The following is a 14,221-nucleotide window of genomic DNA, read 5'->3' on the forward strand; positions in this document are numbered from 1 at the left end:
GGAGGCCCAAATGAGTAAGGCAGAAGAAGAACAAGCTGCAAAGTTTCATGTAGGGGATGTCCTATTGGCCCCTGCCTATGGCAATTTAGAAAAACCATTTACCGGTAAAGTTGAAAAAGTTTACGAAAATGCATTATTGGTTGAAATTGTTGAGAATGCACCGGCTGACCAACCAGCAGTTAACGAAATGAACCATCGGGCCATTGTCCGTATGGCTGACGTTGAGGTAATCCAGGCTGCTCCAACTCCAGAAGAACAAGAAGATTAATATTTAGCTAAGACTACTATTATAAAAATCTTGTTGTTGGATTAGTACGGTCGTGCAAGCAGGGCTCGTCTCTTGATTTAATCGGGAGAGAGCCCTTTTAATTTACTAGTTCAATGAGAATTGATACAGTATAATAGTATTAATTAACCGAAAGGATTGTTATATGTCGAAAAATCAAATGGTGGTGGCTGCCTTAACAGCAGTGGTTCCAGAATTAAGCCCCGCCGAAATTGATGAAAAAATGGAAACGCCTAAAACTACTAAATTAGGGGATTGGGCCTTTCCAACTTTTACTTTGGCTAAGTTATATAAAAAAGCCCCTCAGCAAATTGCTGCCGACCTGGTAGAAAAAATTGATAAGAGCAACTTTGAAAAAGTTGTGGCTACGGGTCCTTACATTAATTTTTTCCTAGATAAGATGGCAACGGCTAAGCTAACAATTGCTAGTATTTTAGAAGCTGGTGAGCACTATGGCGATAATCAAGATGGTCAAGCAGGGCATGTGACCATTGATATGTCTTCTCCTAACATTGCCAAGCCAATGTCAATGGGACACCTGCGTTCAACTGTTATCGGTAATTCTTTGGCCAACATTACGGCTAAAAATGGCTATCAACCAGTACGAATTAACCATCTGGGTGACTGGGGAACCCAATTTGGTAAATTAATCTATGCCTACAAAACTTGGGGAAATGAAGCCGAGGTTAAGGATGATCCAATCGGCACTCTTTTGCGTTATTATGTTGAATTTCACGAAAAAGCTAAGGCTGATGATAGCTTAAATGATGCTGGCCGGGCCTGGTTTAAAAAGTTAGAAGATGGTGATCCAGAAGCTCAAGAACTCTGGACGTGGTTCCGTAATGAATCATTAAAGGAATTTACGACTATCTATGACCGCCTAGGAATTGATTTTGATTCATTTAATGGGGAAGCTTTCTACAACGATAAAATGGATGGCGTTGTTAATCAATTAGTTGATAAGAAGCTTTTGGTTAAATCGCAAGGGGCTGAAATTGTTGATTTGTCCGACATCGATCCGAATTTGACGCCCGCCATGATTAAGCGTTCGGACGGGGCAACGTTGTACATGACCCGTGATTTGGCCGCTGCTATTTACCGTAAAGAAACCTATAACTTTGTGAAGTCATTGTATGTTGTTGGTGGTGAGCAACGGGAGCACTTTGTGCAGTTACGAGCCGTTTTGTCTTTGATGGGAATGCCTTGGGCTGATGATATTGAACATATCGCTTTTGGTTTGATTACGTTTAACGGTAAGAAGATGTCCACTCGTAAGGGTGATGTGGTTTTGCTAAAAGATGTTTTGGATGATGCCCATCAACTAGCATTGGCGCAAATTCAAGAAAAGAATCCTGACCTAGCGAATAAAGAACTCGTAGCCGAACAAGTGGGCGCTGGAGCGGTTGTTTTCCACGATTTGATGAATGATCGTAAAAATAACTTTGATTTTAACTTGGAAGAAGTTGTTCGTTTTGAAGGGGATACCGGTCCATACGTACAATATACCAATGCTCGGGCTCAGTCGATTTTGCGGAAAGCTCAACGTGAAATTGATCTGACTGATTTAGACTTAGATGATGACCAAACTTGGGATATCGTCACCACTTTAGGTAATTTCCCACAAACTGTTAAACGAGCGTGGGATAACCGCGAACCAAGTGTGATTGCCAAGTATGCATTATTACTTGCTCGTAACTTTAATAAGTATTATGCTAATTCCAAGATTTTGACCAACGATCAGCAGTTAAATGCTCGGCTAGCTTTAGTTGCTGCCGTCTCAACGGTTTTAACTGAATCATTACGTTTGTTAGGTGTACAAGCCCCTAGTGAAATGTAAGAATTAGGTTTTACTAATTAATAATTGGAAATTTTAAATTGGCAATATCAGCTTTGATTTGTGTAATTTAAATAAGGACAAGTATGAAAAAAACAAACTCTTTAATAGGGTGGCCTAAGTTTCAGCAGAGTCTAAAGGCTTTCTGGGACCGATGGCAACTGGGACGTTTATTGATCGTCAGCTTTTTGGCTTTGTTTTTAGTGGTTAGTCTTTATTTGGTGACCATTGCTAAGACGGCTCATGTCCAAAAATTAGAAGCGAACCTGTCGCAGACAACTAATATCTATGATAATAGTGGCCAGATGGCGGGGGAGTTATATTCTCAAAAAGGTACTTACGTTAAATATAACCAGATTTCACAAAATATGCGTGACGCGGTGTTATCGGTTGAAGATCGTAATTTCTACCACGAACATGGTTTCTCGATTAAGGGCCTAGGACGAGCAGTTTTTCTTTTTGTTCGAAACCGTCTGACTGGTTCCCATGTCATTTCGGGTGGTGGATCGACCATTACGCAGCAGTTGGTTAAAAACGCCTATTTGACTCAGGAACAAACTTTTTCCCGTAAGCTTAAGGAAATTTTCTTATCCATGCAGGTAGAACAAGTTTATTCTAAGGATGCTATTTTAACCATGTATTTGAATAATTCATGGTTTGGAAATGGTGTCTGGGGGGTCGAAGATGCTTCCCAAAAGTATTTTGGGGTTCATGCTAGTGAATTAACGACGGCCCAAGCCGCTACTTTGGCTGGGATGTTAACTAATCCTAGTGGCTTTAATCCGATTGATCATCCCGATCGATCTAAAAGTCGGCGGGATTTAGTTATTCAGACCATGGTTGAGAATAAAAAGTTAACCAGTCAGGAAGCTGCTCAAGCTAAAGCCACGCCAATTGTTTTAAATGATACTTATACTGGTGATGATTCCTATCGTTATCCTTGGTTCTTTGATTCTGTAATCGCCGAAGCTGTTAACAAATATGGCCTAGATGAAAAAGACATCATGAATCATGGGTATAAGATTTATACGACGCTGAACCAAAAGGATCAGCAAAATCTACAAAATGACTATCAAAATAACGCCCTGTTTAATAGCCAAAGTGAAGCTCAGGCTGCTACCATAGTGTTAAATGCGCAAAGCGGTGGCGTTCGGGCGGTGATTGGTGGCCGGGAAACTACTCATACTTTCCGAGGTTTCAATCGGGCTAATCAATCCCGACTGCAACCTGGGTCAATTATTAAGCCAATTGTTGTCTATGCACCAGCGTTAGAGGCTGGTTATACGATTGACAGTAAGTTACCTAACCATCAGTTAAGCTTTGGAACCAATGGTTATTCACCTAATAATGCCTTAAATGTGCAAACTGGTGATGTAACTATGTATCAAGCACTGGAGCATTCCTACAATATTCCGGCGGTTTACTTACTAAATAAATTGGGTGTCAATGTTGGTTTTGATAGTGCCCAGAAGTTTGGCCTACCAGTTACGAACGATGATAAGAATTATGCATTGGCCTTGGGTGGTTTGACCAAGGGGGTCTCACCACAAGATATGGCGCAGGCTTACACGGCCTTTGCTAATGATGGGACGATGAGCCAGGCACATTACATCAATAAGATTGTTGATTCTTCTGGCAAAGTGGTTGTTAGCCAACCGGACTACAAACAAAAACAGGTGATTAGTAGTAAGGTTGCTGACAACATGACTCGGATGATGTTAGGTACCTATACTAATGGAACAGGTGCTGGTGCTGCACCAAGTGGTTATACCATTGCTGGTAAGACCGGAACAACTGAAAATCCCAATGATCCTAACAATGCTAACTCATCGAAAGATTCATGGGCAGTGGCCTATACGCGTGATGTGGTGCAGGTTAGTTGGATGGGATTAGAAGGAAGCAGTCCTAATTCTCTGCCACTTGGCTTGATGGGAACAATTGGGCCATTGGTAAAAACTTCAATGGGTCAAATTCTGCCTAATACTGATGAACGCAATTTCACCGTAACTAATCCCAATAAGCCTGCTAGTGATAGTAATAAAAATAACAGCGATAATAAGCAAGATTGGGCTAGCAACGCCCAAAATGCAATTAACGATGGGGTCAATAAAACGGTTGATGGTGCTAATAAAGTATGGGATACTATTAGGAGTTGGCTAGGTAATTAGCCATGAGTACAAGAAGATAATTTTAAGAGTTAGAAGGGACTAGTCAAATGACAGTAAATATTTACGATAATGCAAACGAAATGGCTAATGTTTTAACTGAAACTGATCAGTATATTACTTGGCAAAATGCTTTTTCAGCCGTGAAGGCTGATGTTGAAGCTAAGGCTTTGTTTGAACAATTCCAAGGCATTCAAATGAAGGTGCAACAAATGATGCAGGCTCAAGAAACTCCTGCTCCTGAACAAGAAAAAGAATGGGATGCTGTTGCTAAGCAAGTACAAGAAAACGAATTGATTAAAGGATTGATGGCTGCTGAACAGGCTCTAAATAGCTTGTTGGGTGAATTAAACGACATCGTTACTAAGCCAATTTCAGAGGCCTATGCAGCTCAATAAGTAATAATATTGTAAAAGCAATTCAATCGAATTGCTTTTTCTTTAAAAATAATTCTATGGAAAAAGTAAAAAAAATATGGCCCAGCATCGTAAAATTTACTAAGCAGTACTTGCTTTTGATTTTAGCTGCCCTCGTGGTTGGTTGGTTAATTCATCGTTTTATTTTTACCGCCAGTCTGGTTCAGGGTAATGCGATGGCGCCAACCCTTAAAAATCATCAGTATGTTTTTATTAATCGTTTGACTAAGATTCAACGGGGAGATCTGGTTAACTTTGCCGCTCGTGGAATTGATGCTCGGCAGGGAAAAGCTAATAATTATGTCCAACGGGTAATTGGCCTCCCTGGTGATACAGTTGCTTATCATCAGGGAGCACTATATGTAAATCAAAAATTAGTCCCACAAACCTATCTCAGTAGTCAAGAAAAAGGAAGTGGAACCGAATTAATTTTCGGTGATCCCTGGGACTTAAAGACCTTATCCGAGAGTTCATTATGGAAAAGTGGGGATCGTCATCAAGAACGAGTACCAGCTGGAAAATATTTTGTACTAGGGGATAAACGCTCTCAATCCAATGATAGTCGCTATTTTGGTTTCGTAGCACAAAAAGATATTCGGGGTAAAGTGGTCGGGACTTTTTAGGTATCAGTAGGCCACTTGTTATAGATTTATATCCGTGTTATATTTAATAAAATTATAAAACCTTTAATCAGGTCCTGCGAGGCCTGCAAGGAGTTCAATTAATTACAAGGCCTAACTGGATCCTCGTAATTCTTTTTAGCCAAGCAGGTAGCACTATCTGCTTGGCTTTTTTATAATCAGAAAGGAATCCAATGGCTCATTTTCTAAATATCAACGCGCAATCAACGAAGCAAATTATAGCTTTGGTGGAGCGTTCGCTGGCCCTTAAACAAGGGGCACAACCTGTCGGTCAAACATACACGGTGGCTAATTTATTCTTTGAAAATTCAACACGAACCGCGACTAGTTTTCAAATGGCTGAACATCGTTTAGGTTGGCAGGTCATTGACATTAATCCGCAAAATAGTTCTATGTCAAAAGGCGAGAGTTTAGCAGATACCTTGAAAACGATTAAGGCTATTGGCGTTGATGTAGCGGTAGTTCGCCATGCCCAAACTGCTTGGTATGAACATTTAGATGATGGTCGTCATCCCTTACCAACCCTAGTCAATGCTGGGGATGGTAGTGGGCAGCATCCTTCCCAAAGCCTGTTGGATTTAGTAACGATTTACGAACATTTTGGCCATTTCCAAGGACTTAAGATTCGGATTGTTGGTGATCTTGCTCATTCGCGCGTGGCTCATTCCAATGCTGAAATTTTCCAGCGTTTGGGGGCTAGCATTACGTTAAGTGGGCCTGAGATTTGGCATGATTCGACATTTGAAAAGTTTGGGGACTATGTTGATTTGGATGACCAATTGGATCAAGTCGATGTCTTGATGTTCTTGCGAGTACAACATGAGCGGATTACTAATCAAGAAAATCAGTCCTTTTCAGCCTTACAGTACCACCAAGCTTATGGATTGACCCAGGAACGTTACCAAAGATTACGAGATAACGCCATTATCATGCATCCCGGTCCGGTGAATCGCGATGTGGAAATTGCTAGTGATTTAGTTGAAGCACCTAAATCAAAGATATTTGAACAAATGACTAACGGGGTTTATGCCCGCATGGCCATGCTAGAAAGTATTCAATCGGAGGTAGCAGATGCAATTAATTAAGGAAGCTCAGATTTTAAACCAGGGAGCCTTGGTAACCCGAGATGTGTTAGTAGATCAAGGAAAAATTGTTGAAGTTGCACCGACAATTACACCTAAAGCAGGTATGACAGTATATTCCGCTCATGGCTCCTTTCTAACGCCGGGATTAGTTGATGTGCACGTACACTTTCGTGATCCGGGCTACACTGAAAAAGAAACGATTAAAACTGGTTCAATGGCAGCTGCGGCCGGAGGATTTACTACCGTCTTAGCTATGCCAAACTTAAATCCAGTACCTGATACGGTGGCCAAATTGGAGGCTCAAATTCACCGTAATCAAGCTGATGGTGTGATCCATGTAGGTCAGTACGGTGCGATTTCTGCAGATTTGACCGCCACTGAAGTTGCTGATATTAAAGATATGGCCGCAGCTGGGGCAGTAGCTTTTACCAATGATGGTAAGGGGGTGCAAATGGCTGAGACAATGTACCAAGCCATGCAGGCAGCTGCCTTGGTTAATAAACCTTTATCGGCCCATTTGGAAGATGATTCCATGCTTCATGGTGGGGTGATGAATGCTGGCAAACGGGCTGTAGAACTTGGTTTACCAGGAATTACACCTTTGGCTGAAAGTTCTCAATTAGCCCGAGATTTAGTGCTAGCCCAAGCGACTGGGGTTCACTATCACGTCGCCCATATTTCTACTAAAACATCGGTTGAACTGGTTCGTCTGGCCAAACAAGCCGGAATCAAAGTGACTGCCGAAGTTTCACCGCACCATTTATTACTATCGGAAAATGACATTACCGAGGACGATGCGCTCTTAAAGATGAATCCACCTTTGCGTTCAGAAGATGATCGTCAAGCTTTAATTGCTGGTTTGTTGGATGGCACGATTGATATGATTGCCACGGATCATGCCCCCCATACGAGTGAAGAAAAGGCCCAAAGTATGCGCCAGGCACCCTTTGGGATTACGGGTATTGAGACTAGTTTTGCCTTGATGTACACCCATCTAGTCCAATCGCGAGTAATGGATTTGGCAACCTTGGTTGATCGGATGTTGGTAAAACCAGTTCAGGCCTTCAACTTATCCGCTCCAACGGAAATTAAAGCTGGAGTAAGGGCTGATTTAGCACTTTTTGACTTAGAGAATCAAGCCGAAATTACGGCCGATCAATTCTACTCCAAGGGTCGTAATTCACCCTTTATTGGTTGGTCAGTTTATGGGACCACGGTCGCCACTTGGGTAGCCGGACAGCAAGTATTTGAAAGGAATTAAGCATGGAAAAACGTTATTTGGTACTGGAGAATGGTTCGGTTTATGCAGGACAGGCTTTTGGCTCAAAGAAAGATGTTTACGCCGAATTAGTGTTTAATACTGGGATGTCGGGTTATCAAGAGTCAATTACCGATCTTTCTTATCGCGGTGAGATTATTGTCTTTACTTACCCTTTGATTGGAAATTACGGTATTAATCGTGATGATTTTGAAAGTATCAAACCGGCTGCTGCTGCGATTGTCGTCCATGAAATTGCCCGTCGACCAAGTAATTGGCGGGAAATGATGTCACTACCACAGTGGGCTGAGGAAAATGATTTACCTGGTTTAACTGGGGTCGATACGCGGGCATTGACCAAGGAACTCCGCCAAGAAGGCAGCATGAAAGCGGCCTTAGTTGATGAAGTAACCGATGAAGTTTTCCAAGCATTAAAGGAATTTGATCCTAAGCATGATCGTGTTGAACAAGCTACGACCAAGACCCAATATTTAAATCCTAATCAAGGTGTTACAGTTGCCTTAATTGATTTTGGCCTTAAAAATTCAATTCTGCGTTCTTTGGCTAAACGAGATGTGAATGTGATTGTTTTTCCGGCTGACACAGATGCCAAGACGATTTTGGCCGCTCATCCTGATGGTATTATGCTTTCGAATGGACCTGGAGATCCTCAAGATGTGCAAGAAGTGTTGCCAGTTATTTGTGAACTTCAAGAAGAACTACCAGTTATGGGCATTTGTTTAGGGCATCAGCTCTTTGCCATGGCCAATGGGGCTTCCACTTACAAGATGAAGTTTGGCCATCGGGGCTTTAATCACGCCATTGCGACCAAGGGCAAGAAGCGGATGGACTTTACTTCGCAAAATCATGGTTATGCGGTTGATCGTGATAGTTTGAAAGATACTAACTTGATTGTGACCCATGAAGAAATTAATGATGGAACCGTTGAAGGTTTGACCTTAAAGAATCACCCGGCCTTTTCAGTCCAGTTCCATCCGGATGCTGCACCAGGTCCACATGATGCTGAATATCTTTTCGATGATTTCTTAACCATGATTGAACAAAATAAGCAGGGGGATAAGTAATGCCAAAGCGGACAGACATCCAAAAAATTTTAGTTATCGGTTCGGGACCAATTGTGATTGGCCAGGCCGCTGAATTTGATTATTCTGGAACTCAGGCGGCGCTTTCTTTAAAAGAAGAAGGTTATCAGGTCGTATTGGTCAACTCTAATCCAGCTACGATTATGACCGATACTGAAATCGCTGATAAGATTTACATCGAACCCTTGACGGTTGAATTTTTAGACCGGATTATTCGAAAAGAACGGCCAGATGCCCTGCTGCCAACCTTGGGTGGCCAGACTGGCTTAAATTTAGCCAAAGATTTAGCTGAGGCTGGTATTTTAAAAGAATTGGACGTTGAGCTACTCGGGACCAAGTTGACGGCCATTGAACAGGCCGAGGATCGCAAAGACTTCAAGGAATTGATGGAAGCGCTAAATGAACCCGTTCCTGAATCAGTCATTGCCACCCAGGTAGATGAGGCCGTGGCCTTTGCCAATGAGGTTGGCTATCCAGTGATTGTTCGGCCAGCCTATACCCTAGGTGGAACCGGTGGAGGCATTGCCGAAGATGAAGCCGAATTGATTACCATTGCTGAAAATGGTTTGGAACTTTCACCAGTTACTCAGGTGTTGATTGAACGTTCAATCGCTGGCTGGAAGGAAATTGAATTCGAAGTCATGCGTGACAGTCACGACAATGCCTTGATTGTGGCCTCCATGGAAAACTTTGATCCGGTTGGTGTGCACACTGGCGATTCAATTGTGACCGCCCCAGTCCAAACTTTGTCTGATCGTGAATTGCAAATGATGCGCAATGCTGCTTTGAAAATTATCCGGGCCCTCAAAATTGAGGGTGGGGTTAATATTCAAATGGCGCTCAATCCCGCTTCTTATGAATATTACATTATTGAAGTAAATCCACGAGTTTCTCGGTCATCGGCTTTGGCTTCCAAGGCAACTGGTTATCCAATTGCCAAGGTTTCGGCTAAAATTGCTGTTGGCTTAACTTTGGATGAAATTATGAACCCCGTGACTGGAACAACTAAGGCCGAATTTGAACCAGCCTTGGATTATGTGGTGGTTAAAATTCCACGTTGGCCTTTTGATAAATTTGTGACAGCCGATCGGCATTTAGGTACGCAAATGAAGGCGACGGGAGAGGTGATGGCCATTGGCCGTAACTTTGAAGAAGCTCTCTTAAAAGCAGTGCGTTCCTTAGAAATTGGGGTTGATGGGCTTAATGAGCTTCGCTTTGAAGACTGGTCGACAGCAGGTTTGTTAGAGAGCTTGATGCCAGCTGAAGATGATCGTTTGTTCCGCTTGGCCGAGCTAATGCGGCGTGGCGTGACGGTGGAAGAAATCCATGCCAAAACTAAGATTGACTTATTCTTCTTAGACAAGGTCTTACATGTTGTTGAGATTGAGGCTGAATTACCGCAGCATGTCGATGATGTTGATTATTTGCGCTACGCTAAGCAAAATGGCTTCGCCGATACAACGATTGCGCAGTTATGGGATTGGGTGGATGCGCAGGTCGTTCGTGATTTCCGTAAAGAAAATGGTATTTTACCTGTTTATAAGATGGTTGATACGGCTGCGGCTGAATTTGAGTCACAAACACCGTACTATTACGCAACTTATGAACAGGAAAATGAATCCGTTGTCGCCCAAAAGCCAAGAATTTTGGTTTTGGGTTCAGGACCAATTCGGATTGGTCAGGGAGTCGAGTTTGATTACACTACGGTGCATGCCGTTAAGGCCATTCAGGCGGCTGGCTATGAAGCCATTATCATGAATTCTAATCCTGAAACGGTTTCAACTGACTTTTCAATTTCAGATAAATTGTACTTTGAACCGCTAACCTTAGAAGATGTTTTGAATGTCACTGATTTAGAACAGCCAGCCGGTGTAGTAGTACAATTTGGTGGCCAAACAGCCATCAACTTAGCCGCTGGTCTAGATGAAGCGGGCGTTAAAATTCTAGGCACTTCCGTTACTGATTTGAATCGGGCCGAAGATCGAGAAGCCTTTAACCAGGTAATTCAGGAATTGCAGCTGCCACAACCTAAGGGTAAAACGGCTACGACGGTTGACCAGGCCCTAGCAGCAGCCCAAGAAATTGGTTATCCGGTTTTGATTCGACCTTCTTATGTGCTGGGTGGTCGGGCCATGGAAATTGTTGTTGACGATGATGAATTAAAAGATTATATGAAGCGGGCGGTTAAGGTTTCCCATGATCATCCGGTTTTAATTGATTCTTATCTAACTGGGAAAGAAGCCGAAGTGGATGTCTTGTCAGATGGTACGACTACTGTGGTGCCAGGTATTATGGAACATATTGAACGAGCAGGTGTTCATTCGGGTGATTCCATGTCTGTTTATCCACCGCAAAGTCTTTCACAAAAAGTTCAAGATGAAATGGTGGCAGCGGCCACGAGTTTAGCAATTAAACTGGGTACAATTGGTTTAATGAACGTTCAATTTGTGATTCATGAGAATCAAGCCTATGTCATCGAAGTTAATCCGCGAGCGTCGCGAACGGTACCCTTTATTTCTAAAGTAACTAAGCTGCCCCTAGCACAATTAGCAACTCGAGTGATGCTGGGTGAAAAATTGGCTGATTTAGGTTTGACGACCGGCCTGGTACCTAGTGGCGAAATGGTACATGTCAAGGCTCCGATTTTCTCCTTTACTAAGTTACCCTTGGTTGATTCACTTTTGGGACCTGAAATGAAGTCCACCGGAGAGGTAATGGGCTCTGATTTCACTTTGCCTAAAGCGCTCTATAAGGCCTTTGTGGCCGCTGGTATTCAAGTGCCAAAGTATGGTAACGTGCTCTTTACGGTCGCCGACCGGGACAAGGCTGAAGCTTTAGCTTTGGCTGAGCGTTTCCGCAATTTGGGCTACTTTGTTTATGCCACTGCTGGAACGGCCGATTACTTTACGAAGCATAATTTACCGGTGGAACGCTTGGATAAACTCGGCGAATCAGCTAATAATCCGGTGACTGCTATGCAAGATCAGCGCATTCAGGTGGTGATTAACACGACTCCTGTTGATGACCGGGCCGAGGAAGATGGTCAAAAAATTCGAGCAGCCGCAATTGAAAATGGTTTGCCACTTTTCACAGCCTTTGACACAGTCCGAGCCTTCCTCGATGTCCTAGAAAGTCAAAGTTTAACCGTAACTGAATTATAAAAAGTGATAGGAGTTATGATGGCTGGACCAGTATTTATAGCGCTAGATTTTCCTGGTGCTGAACCAACACGTGAATTTTTAAATTTATTTGATGCGGCTAAGTTAAAGCCAGCCGTCAAAATAGGGATGGAATTATTTTATGCTACCGGTCCTGACTTTGTCCGAGAAATTAAAGCTGCCGGTTTTCCAATTTTTTTGGATTTAAAATTATATGATATTCCTAATACAGTGGCTAAAGCGGTTGAATCAGTGGCTGCTTTAGGTGTTGATTATTTAACCCTGCATGCCGCTGGAGGGCCTACTATGTTGGCCGCTGCTCATCAAAGTGCGCCAGCTAGTTTAAAATTACTAGCCGTGACTCAGTTAACTTCTTTTAGTGAAACAGAATACCAGTTAGTTTCGCAAAGTCAGCAGACATTAGCTCAAAGTGTGGTTCATCTAAGCCAGCTGTCCGCTCAAGCTAAAGTAGCAGGGGTGATTTGTTCAGCCTGGGAGGCAGAGCTAATCAATCAGCAGTTACCAGCTAGTTTCTTGAAAATTACACCCGGAATTCGTTTAACAGGCGATGACCATCAGGATCAAAATCGGGTTGCTAGTCCCAATCAAGCTCACAAATTAGGATCAAATGGGATTGTCGTTGGCCGAAGTATTACCCAGGCTAGCGACCCAGTAGCCGCTTATCAACGCGTAGTAAAAGAATGGAGCGAAAATGACTGATATTAAAGCGCAAGTTGCCCAAGATTTGTTAGATATTGGGGCTGTTAAATTCTCACCACAAAAGCCCTTTACTTGGGCATCGGGGATTCAAAGTCCAATCTATACTGATAATCGTTTAACAATTGGTTTTCCAACGATTCGCCAGCGGCTTGCCCGTGGTTTAACGGAATTAATTGCCGAAAAATTCGATCAGGTTGATATTATTGGTGGGGTGGCCACAGCCGGAATTCCTCATGCGGCTTGGGTGGCTGATCTGTTGGAAAAACCCATGGTTTATGTGCGTTCTAAGCCTAAAGATCATGGAGCTGGTCGGCAAAGCGAAGGAGCCGCCATTGAGGGGAAACGCTTAGTTTTAATTGATGATTTGATTTCAACAGGTGGTTCGGTCTTAGCAGCGGCTAAAGCCGTTAATGCCAGTGGCGGACAGGTCGTTGGTGTGGTATCGATTTTCTCCTACGAGTTACCAGCTAGTCAGGTTAATTTTGAAGCAGCTCAAATTCCTTTCTATCCATTGACAACTTTTAGTGAATTAATGGCTATGGCTCAAAAATCAGGTCAGTTGAGCGAAAGTGATTTAACTAGCTTGGCCCAGTGGCGACAAAACCCACAAGCATGGCAATAAAAAAAGGTGTTAGTCATTTTAAAATGACTAACACCTTTTTTGTACTATTTTAAATACGATTACCATTGCCAAAAACGGCAATTCGTTCGGCCAGGGCTGTTTCAATGCCCTGAATGCCAGGTGCTAAGAGTTTACGGGGGTCATAATTTTTACCTTCTAAATCTTGATTACTTAAAATAAAGTCACGTAGGCCCTGGTGAAAGGCTAACTGAGCTTCAGTATTTACGTTTACTTTGGCAATGCCAAGCTCGATCGCCCGTTTGATTTGGTTATCAGGAATACCTGAACCACCATGTAAAACAAATGGCATTTTATAGCCGCTGGCAGCGTCAACAGCCTGAGTTAATTCCCGAAGATGGTCTAGTTTTAGACCAGTCCAATTGGCCGGGTATTGACCATGGATATTACCAATTCCAGCAGCTAAAAAATCGATACCAGTAGCCGCCATGGTAAGTGCATCTTTAACTGAAGCGATTTCGCCATTGCCAATAATGCCATCTTCTTCGCCACCGATGGTGCCAACTTCGGCTTCAACGGAAATGTTGCGAGCATGGGCTAGGGCTACGATTTCATTGGTTTTAGAAAGATTTTCAGCTAGCGGAAGATTAGAACCATCAAACATGATCGAAGTAAAATCAGCCTGAATCGCTGCCTTAGCCGCTTCAAAATCACCATGATCAAGATGAATGGCAATGGGAACAGTAATATTGAGTTCTTGATCTAAATTACGGATTAAATTTGCAACCGTGTGATAACCACCCATATATTTGATGGCACCCATGGATGCAGCTATGATTGTGGGTGCTTGTTGGGCTTGGGCCGTTCGTAAAATGGCTTCCGTCCATTCAAGGTTATTAGTGTTAAAAGCACTGATGGCGTACCCATGGTCACGTGCTTGTTGAACCATTTCTTTTGCAGCTACAATTGTCATTT

General features: G+C 42.8%; 12 protein-coding genes. 11 read left to right on the forward strand and 1 reads right to left on the reverse strand.

All coding sequences use genetic code 11. The annotated features are described in order from the left end of the window. Positions 1–10 precede the first annotated feature (10 nt). The 11 genes from M4974_RS03370 to pyrE all read left to right on the forward strand — a co-directional run bounded on the left by M4974_RS03370 (position 11) and on the right by pyrE (position 13,288). Positions 11–268, forward strand: coding sequence for a hypothetical protein (locus M4974_RS03370; protein ID WP_248706277.1), 258 nt, complete (start codon positions 11–13; stop codon positions 266–268). A 163-nt stretch (positions 269–431) separates the two neighbouring features. Further along, the gene (gene argS / locus M4974_RS03375) at positions 432–2,123 is read left to right on the forward strand and encodes an arginine--tRNA ligase (RefSeq protein ID WP_248706276.1); all 1,692 of its coding nucleotides are present in this window, start codon (positions 432–434) and stop codon (positions 2,121–2,123) included. A gap of 83 nt (positions 2,124–2,206) precedes the next feature. After that, entirely contained in the window at positions 2,207–4,288 is a 2,082-nt protein-coding gene (locus tag M4974_RS03380) for a PBP1A family penicillin-binding protein (protein ID WP_248706275.1), read from the forward strand. A gap of 47 nt (positions 4,289–4,335) precedes the next feature. After that, positions 4,336–4,683, forward strand: a complete 348-nt coding sequence (locus M4974_RS03385) for a YlbF family regulator (protein WP_248706274.1) — start codon at positions 4,336–4,338, stop codon at positions 4,681–4,683. A gap of 56 nt (positions 4,684–4,739) precedes the next feature. Beyond that, on the forward strand, positions 4,740–5,324 hold the full coding sequence (lepB, locus tag M4974_RS03390) for a signal peptidase I (protein ID WP_248706273.1): 585 nt from the start codon (positions 4,740–4,742) through the stop codon (positions 5,322–5,324). A gap of 191 nt (positions 5,325–5,515) precedes the next feature. Continuing rightward, positions 5,516–6,427, forward strand: a complete 912-nt coding sequence (locus M4974_RS03395) for an aspartate carbamoyltransferase catalytic subunit (protein WP_248706272.1) — start codon at positions 5,516–5,518, stop codon at positions 6,425–6,427. After that, positions 6,414–7,688: a dihydroorotase gene (locus M4974_RS03400; RefSeq protein ID WP_248706271.1), complete on the forward strand. Its 1,275-nt coding sequence runs from the start codon at positions 6,414–6,416 to the stop codon at positions 7,686–7,688. The genes M4974_RS03395 and M4974_RS03400 overlap by 14 nt, the downstream gene beginning before the upstream one ends. 2 nt (positions 7,689–7,690) lie before the next feature. Further along, on the forward strand, positions 7,691–8,770 hold the full coding sequence (locus tag M4974_RS03405) for a carbamoyl phosphate synthase small subunit (RefSeq protein ID WP_248706270.1): 1,080 nt from the start codon (positions 7,691–7,693) through the stop codon (positions 8,768–8,770). Beyond that, positions 8,770–11,949 carry a carbamoyl-phosphate synthase large subunit gene (gene carB, locus M4974_RS03410; protein ID WP_248715754.1) on the forward strand — a complete coding sequence of 1,060 codons (3,180 nt, stop codon included), beginning with the start codon at positions 8,770–8,772 and terminating at the stop codon, positions 11,947–11,949. The genes M4974_RS03405 and carB overlap by 1 nt, the downstream gene beginning before the upstream one ends. 15 nt (positions 11,950–11,964) lie before the next feature. Beyond that, positions 11,965–12,666 carry an orotidine-5'-phosphate decarboxylase gene (pyrF, locus tag M4974_RS03415; RefSeq protein WP_248706268.1) on the forward strand — a complete coding sequence of 234 codons (702 nt, stop codon included), beginning with the start codon at positions 11,965–11,967 and terminating at the stop codon, positions 12,664–12,666. After that, positions 12,659–13,288, forward strand: a complete 630-nt coding sequence (gene pyrE / locus M4974_RS03420; protein ID WP_248706267.1) for an orotate phosphoribosyltransferase — start codon at positions 12,659–12,661, stop codon at positions 13,286–13,288. The genes pyrF and pyrE overlap by 8 nt, the downstream gene beginning before the upstream one ends. Before the next feature lie 49 nt (positions 13,289–13,337). Here pyrE and fba read toward each other — a convergent pair whose 3' ends face one another. Beyond that, the gene (gene fba / locus M4974_RS03425; protein ID WP_248706266.1) at positions 13,338–14,219 is read right to left on the reverse strand and encodes a class II fructose-1,6-bisphosphate aldolase; all 882 of its coding nucleotides are present in this window, start codon (positions 14,217–14,219) and stop codon (positions 13,338–13,340) included. Positions 14,220–14,221 lie beyond the last annotated feature (2 nt).

Origin of the sequence: Convivina praedatoris (assembly GCF_933208495.1) — a bacterium.
Taxonomy (GTDB): Bacteria; Bacillota; Bacilli; order Lactobacillales; family Lactobacillaceae; genus Convivina; species Convivina praedatoris.

What these genes read in the sequence shown, in the direction of transcription:
- M4974_RS03370 (WP_248706277.1), top strand. Translation starts at nt 11, where the DNA reads ATGAGTAAGGCAGAAGAAGAACAAGCTGCAAAGTTTCATGTAGGGGAT.
- argS (WP_248706276.1), top strand. Translation starts at nt 432, where the DNA reads ATGTCGAAAAATCAAATGGTGGTGGCTGCCTTAACAGCAGTGGTTCCA.
- M4974_RS03380 (WP_248706275.1), top strand. Translation starts at nt 2,207, where the DNA reads ATGAAAAAAACAAACTCTTTAATAGGGTGGCCTAAGTTTCAGCAGAGT.
- M4974_RS03385 (WP_248706274.1), top strand. Translation starts at nt 4,336, where the DNA reads ATGACAGTAAATATTTACGATAATGCAAACGAAATGGCTAATGTTTTA.
- lepB (WP_248706273.1), top strand. Translation starts at nt 4,740, where the DNA reads ATGGAAAAAGTAAAAAAAATATGGCCCAGCATCGTAAAATTTACTAAG.
- M4974_RS03395 (WP_248706272.1), top strand. Translation starts at nt 5,516, where the DNA reads ATGGCTCATTTTCTAAATATCAACGCGCAATCAACGAAGCAAATTATA.
- M4974_RS03400 (WP_248706271.1), top strand. Translation starts at nt 6,414, where the DNA reads ATGCAATTAATTAAGGAAGCTCAGATTTTAAACCAGGGAGCCTTGGTA.
- M4974_RS03405 (WP_248706270.1), top strand. Translation starts at nt 7,691, where the DNA reads ATGGAAAAACGTTATTTGGTACTGGAGAATGGTTCGGTTTATGCAGGA.
- carB (WP_248715754.1), top strand. Translation starts at nt 8,770, where the DNA reads ATGCCAAAGCGGACAGACATCCAAAAAATTTTAGTTATCGGTTCGGGA.
- pyrF (WP_248706268.1), top strand. Translation starts at nt 11,965, where the DNA reads ATGATGGCTGGACCAGTATTTATAGCGCTAGATTTTCCTGGTGCTGAA.
- pyrE (WP_248706267.1), top strand. Translation starts at nt 12,659, where the DNA reads ATGACTGATATTAAAGCGCAAGTTGCCCAAGATTTGTTAGATATTGGG.
- fba (WP_248706266.1), bottom strand. Translation starts at nt 14,219, where the DNA reads ATGACAATTGTAGCTGCAAAAGAAATGGTTCAACAAGCACGTGACCAT.